This is a genomic window from Achromobacter sp. (assembly GCF_036567245.1).
Lineage (GTDB): Bacteria > Pseudomonadota > Gammaproteobacteria > Burkholderiales > Burkholderiaceae_B > Achromobacter.
On the sequence record NZ_DATCUY010000128.1, the window covers coordinates 1 to 4,976 of the forward strand.

Below are 4,976 nucleotides of genomic sequence, written 5' to 3' on the forward strand. Positions count from 1 at the left end.
GCGGCATCGATGTCGAACAGCGCCACGCGCACGCCCTTGGCCCGCAGCGCCGCAACCACGCCCGCGCCGATCAGCGTGGCGCCGCCGGTCACGATGGCCACCTTGTTGTCCAGACCCTTCATCGCATCACCTCACCGTTAGCTGATTGAGTGAGGCGAATACTGGCGCCGCGCGCCCGGCCCGCGTTAGCCGGATCCGGCCAACGCTATCCGCAAACTGCGTTTATTCGGGGGAAAGTTGCGCCAGATCCAATTGGCGTGTCCGGAAACTGCAACGCCTGTCCGTTGCGTGCGGATGCGGCAGGACTATGGGGCCGGCCGGGCGCGGCCCGTCTTGCGCGAGGTCCGCGCATGATCCTTGATGAGGCGCACGAAGCGCTGCACCTGGCGGCTGGGACGGTCGAAGCGCGAACGCACCAGGCTCAGCGACAGTGGGATGGACTCGCGCAGCGGTCGCGTCACCACGCCGGGCCAGCCCTGCTGCCCGACCGAGAACTCATCGACGATGGCCACGCCCGCGCCCACCCGCACCAACGCGCAGGCCAGTTCCGCGCGCACGATTTCCACTGCAGGATTCCAGCTGACGTCGGCGCGCTGGAAGGCCGCGGCCACCAGTTGTCCGAACGGGATGTTGCGGTTGTAGAGGATCAGCTTGCACTCGGCCAGTTCGGCCAGGCTGACCGCGCGCCGCGCAGTCAGGGGGTGGCCTTGCGGCAGGATGCAAACCATCTCGCCGGTGGCCAGCGGCTCCACCACCAGGTTGGGATGGTCGATGGGCAGCACCGATACGGCCAGTTCCGCCTTGCGTCCCAACAGCTCGTGCGCCATGTCGGACAGCAAGGTGGTGTGGAACTTGAGTCTGACCTTGGGGTAGAGCTCCAGGTACTGCGCGATCACGGGCGGCACGAAGTTCAACGCAAGGCTGGGACTGGAACACAGGGTCAACGCGCCCTCGGGCCGTTCGGCCAGGTCGCGCGCCAGTTCATCGATGCGCAGGGCTTCGTCGAACAACGGCCCCACCTCCTCGAACAGGCGCTGCGCTTCCGGGGTGGGCGTGAGCTTGCCCTTGTCCCGTTCAAAGAGCTGCAGGCCCAGGCTCTGTTCGGTGTGGGCGATGAGGCGGCTGATCGCCGGCTGCGACACGAACAGCAGCTTGGCCGCGCCATTCATGGAACCGGTCAGCATCACCGCCCGGAACACTTCCATCTGCCTGAGCTTGAAACGCATGGCTGATCCGATAATCATTTGTTATAACCCCCGGCCAACTTAGCATAGGCGCTGCAATCACGCATTCATTAGCATTCCAGATGGCTCCCGGCACGTATTCCGGAGCGATTCGATAAAGGGAATGCATGACACTGACAGTAGGATTCGTTGGGCTGGGCATGATGGGCCTGCCCATGCTGGAAAACCTCGCCCGCGGCGAGGAGCGCCACCACATCCTGGCGTATGACCGCGATCCCGCGCGCCTGGAACGCCTGGCCGCACACCCCGCCTGGAACCAGACGCTCAAGCCGGCCGCCGGCCTGCAGGCCTTGGCCGCTTGCGACGTGGTCATCACCATGCTGCCCGACAGCGTCGTCACCAACGCGGTCATCGAAGGCGAGAACGGACTGGCGGGCGCGATGCGCCCCGGTTCCGTGCTGCTGGACATGGGCTCATCCAATCCGGCCGAAACGCTGCGGCTGGCGCCGCGCCTGCGCGAGGCTGGCATCACGCTCATCGACGCGCCCGTGTCGGGCGCGGTGGCCAAGGCCGCCGCCGGCACCCTGGCCATCATGGTGGGCGCCGACGCGGACGGGCTGGAACGCGTGCGTCCGCTGCTGTCGCGCATGGGCGCTTCGCTCATCCACACCGGCGCGGTGGGCTCCGCCCATGCAATGAAGGCGCTGAACAACTACGTCTACGCGGCCGGCCTGCTGGCGGCCAGCGAGGCGCTGCTGATCGCGCGGGGCATGGGCCTGGACCTGAATGTGTTCACCGACGTGCTCAACGCCTCCAGCGGCCGCAACGTCGCCACCGAAACCAAGCTGCGCCAGTTCATCGTGCCCGGCACCTACAACGGCGGCTTCGCCCTGGCCTTGATGGCCAAGGACCTGCGCACCGCCGACGCGCTGCAGACGCTGGCCGGCGTTCCGGCCACGCAGCTGTCGCTGTGCACGGAGCTGTGGCAGCGCGCGCTTGCGGACATGCCCGCTGGCGCGGACAACACCGAGATCCACCGCTACCTGGAACGCCTGCAAGCCTGCGCGCCGGCCTGACCCCGCGCGACGCCAACAATAAAGACATCCACAGGAGACAAGCATGAAACGATCCGCCGCCACGCTCGCGCTGGCGCTGGTGCTGGGCGCGCCGCTCGCGCCCGCAGGCGCCGCAGGCTATCCCGACCACCCCATCCGCATGGTCGTGCCCTTCCCGCCGGGCAGCATCACCGACGTAGTGGCGCGCAGCCTGGGCAAAGCCATGGCCGACGATTTGGGCCAGCCCGTGGTGGTGGAGAACAAACCTGGCGCCAACGGCATCATCGGCACTCACGACGTGGCCCGCGCCAAGCCCGACGGCTACACCCTGGTGGTGGTGGGCGTGTCCACGGCGGCCAGCGGCGTGAGCCTGTTCAAGGACCTGCCCTACAACCCCGCCACCGACCTCACGCCCATCGGCGCCGTCGCCGAAACGCCCTACCTGCTGGTGGGGTCGCCGCGCATGCCCGGCACCCAGGTGTCCGATCTGTTTGCCTATGGCGCCCAGCATCCGGGCAAGCTGACCTATGCCTATGGCTCGGGCAGCGCGCAGGTGTTCGGCGCCAAGCTGGCGGCCATGGGCAAGATCAACGTCACCCCGGTGCCCTACCGCGGCGGTCCGCAGGCGCTCACCGACGTCATCGGCGGCACCGTCGACCTGACCTTTACCGACCTGGCCAACGGCCTGCAGCAGGCGCGCGCCGGCAAGGTCAAGACCTACGGGGTCAGCACCCCCGAACGCTTTCCGCTGGCGCCGGACATCCCCACGCTCAATGAAACCGGCGCGCCCGGCTTCGACCTGACCGTGTGGTTCGGCCTGATGGGTCCGGCCGGCCTGCCCGCGCCCGTGGTCGAGCGCCTGTCGCAATCGCTGGGCAAGGCCCTGGCCAATGGCGAACTCAAGCAGACCTATGAACGCCAGGGCCTGACCGTCAAGCAACAGACCCCGGCCGAATTCGGCGGCTTCGTGCGCGCCGAGATCGACAAATGGGCCGCCATCGTCAAGGAAACCGGCATTCCGCCGCAATGAACGCCCTCTTCAACCGCAACCAGGAATTCCCCGCATGTCGCTGATCGATATCCGCAAACGCTGCCTCATCGTCGAGACCACCTGCCACGAGAACGGCCCGGCGCCCGAACGGCCGCTCAAGCTCGCCGCTTCCTGCGCCGTCATCCGCAATCCCTATGCCGGCCGCTACGAGGCGGACCTCATGCCCTTCATGGCGGAACTGCGCAGCCTGGGCACGCTGCTGGCAACCGAACTGGTGGACACGCTGGGCGGCAAGGACCAGATCGAGGTCTACAGCAAGGCCGCCATCGTCGGCCTGGACGGCGAAATGGAGCATGGCGCGGTCTGGCACGAAGCCGGCGGCTGGGCCATGCGCAGCGTGCTGGGCGAACCCCGCGCGATGGTGCCCGCCGTCAAGGCCGTGGCCGTGGCCGGCTACCGCATGATGGTGCCGGTGCACTACATCCACGCTTCGTACGTGCGCAGCCACTTCAACAGCATCGAGATCGGCATCCAGGACGCGCCGCGCGCCAACGAGATCCTGTTCGCCCTGGTCATGGGCACGGGCGGCCGCGTGCATTCGCGGCTGGGCGGGCTGACCAAGGAAGCCGTGGCGGTGCACGACGGACAGCGATAGCCGCGTTGGCCTGCGGCCTGCCTGCGCGTGCAGGAGGCGCGCAGAGCCCTAGGCGCCCGGGATGGTCAGCGACAAGCCCGCGCGGTCCGCCACATTGCAGATATGGGCGCGCATGGCGCGGCGCGCGGCTTCGGCCGAGCCGGTGGCCAGCGCGTCGATGATGGCAGCATGTTCGTATATCGGCTCGCGCACGCGCGCGGGGTCGGCGAACGCGACCTGCCGGCTGCCGTCGACCACATCGGCGATGCTCTCGGCCAGGTCCAGCAGCATGGGGCTGCCGGCAATCTCATACAGGCAGGCGTGAAAGGCGCTGTCGCCTTCCGACATGGCCACCAGATCGCCGGCGCCGGCGGCCTGGTCCATGTGCGTGATGGTGGCGCGCAGGCGGGCCAGCCCCGCCTGGGTGACCACGCCCGCGGCCAGGCCCGCCGCCAGTTCCTCCAGCTGGTTGCGCACCAGATAGACGTCGCGCAAGGCATAGCGGCCCTGGAAGCGCCAGCGGCCGTAGGCGCTGCCCAGGCCTTTTTCACCAGGCCGGGAGATGAACACGCCGCGGCCGGCTTCGCTGCGCAGCAGCCCCAGTCCTTCCAGCATGGTGATGGCCTCGCGCAGCGAGGCGCGGCTGACGCCCAGTTCCTCGGCCAACTGGCGTTGCCCGGGTAGTTTGCCGGCCTCTGCCCAATCACGCTGGCGGATACGGGCCTGCAACTGCTGGGCTATGTGTTCGACGGTGTTCATCGCGGAATTCTCAAGGCGTGGGCGCGCGGCGGCCGCCCGGTTTGGCGTTGACAGCCATATACTGCCTGGGCATTATGACATTCAACTGGTCTGACCGGTTAGGATAAAGCCGTACTGCAAAGCGCCCCGGCACGGCCGCGGGCCCCACGCCCCTTCTTGTTCATAGCGCCGCTCATGACCGACCTCTACGACCGATTTGCCCGCGCCGTCGACGCGATGGCCCGACTGGCTGACTACCCCTATTCCGAACGCCGCCAGGCCTGGCTGGACCGGCTGCGCATCAACCTGCCCGAGCTGACCGTGCTGGATTCGCTGGCGCCGGAAGCCGAGCTGGGCTATCTGGCGCCACCTGC

5 protein-coding genes and 1 pseudogene are annotated in these 4,976 nt (G+C 68.0%); 3 read left to right on the forward strand and 3 right to left on the reverse strand.

The window, feature by feature from the left end:
- Nucleotides 1–122: pseudogene (locus VIR09_RS05835) on the reverse strand (short-chain dehydrogenase); the annotation flags it as partial.
- Between the two features lie 183 nt (nucleotides 123–305).
- Nucleotides 306–1,226, reverse strand: coding sequence for a LysR family transcriptional regulator (locus VIR09_RS05840; protein ID WP_332012016.1), 921 nt, complete (start codon nucleotides 1,224–1,226; stop codon nucleotides 306–308).
- 125 nt (nucleotides 1,227–1,351) lie between these two features.
- On the opposite strand from VIR09_RS05840, the gene VIR09_RS05845 reads away from it, so the two are divergent.
- From VIR09_RS05845 to VIR09_RS05855, 3 genes are read left to right on the forward strand one after another with little or no spacing between them, the layout of a single operon-like run.
- Nucleotides 1,352–2,260 (forward strand): NAD(P)-dependent oxidoreductase, encoded by a 909-nt coding sequence (locus tag VIR09_RS05845; RefSeq protein ID WP_332012017.1) that lies wholly within the window; start codon nucleotides 1,352–1,354, stop codon nucleotides 2,258–2,260.
- Nucleotides 2,261–2,303: 43 nt separating this feature from the next.
- On the forward strand, nucleotides 2,304–3,269 hold the full coding sequence (locus VIR09_RS05850) for a tripartite tricarboxylate transporter substrate binding protein (RefSeq protein ID WP_332012018.1): 966 nt from the start codon (nucleotides 2,304–2,306) through the stop codon (nucleotides 3,267–3,269).
- Nucleotides 3,270–3,303: 34 nt separating this feature from the next.
- On the forward strand, nucleotides 3,304–3,885 hold the full coding sequence (locus VIR09_RS05855) for an amino acid synthesis family protein (RefSeq protein ID WP_332012019.1): 582 nt from the start codon (nucleotides 3,304–3,306) through the stop codon (nucleotides 3,883–3,885).
- Nucleotides 3,886–3,933: 48 nt separating this feature from the next.
- Here the strand turns inward: VIR09_RS05855 and VIR09_RS05860 are convergent, their stop codons facing one another.
- Nucleotides 3,934–4,623 carry a FadR/GntR family transcriptional regulator gene (locus VIR09_RS05860; protein WP_332012020.1) on the reverse strand — a complete coding sequence of 230 codons (690 nt, stop codon included), beginning with the start codon at nucleotides 4,621–4,623 and terminating at the stop codon, nucleotides 3,934–3,936.
- Between the last annotated feature and the right edge of the window lie 353 nt (nucleotides 4,624–4,976).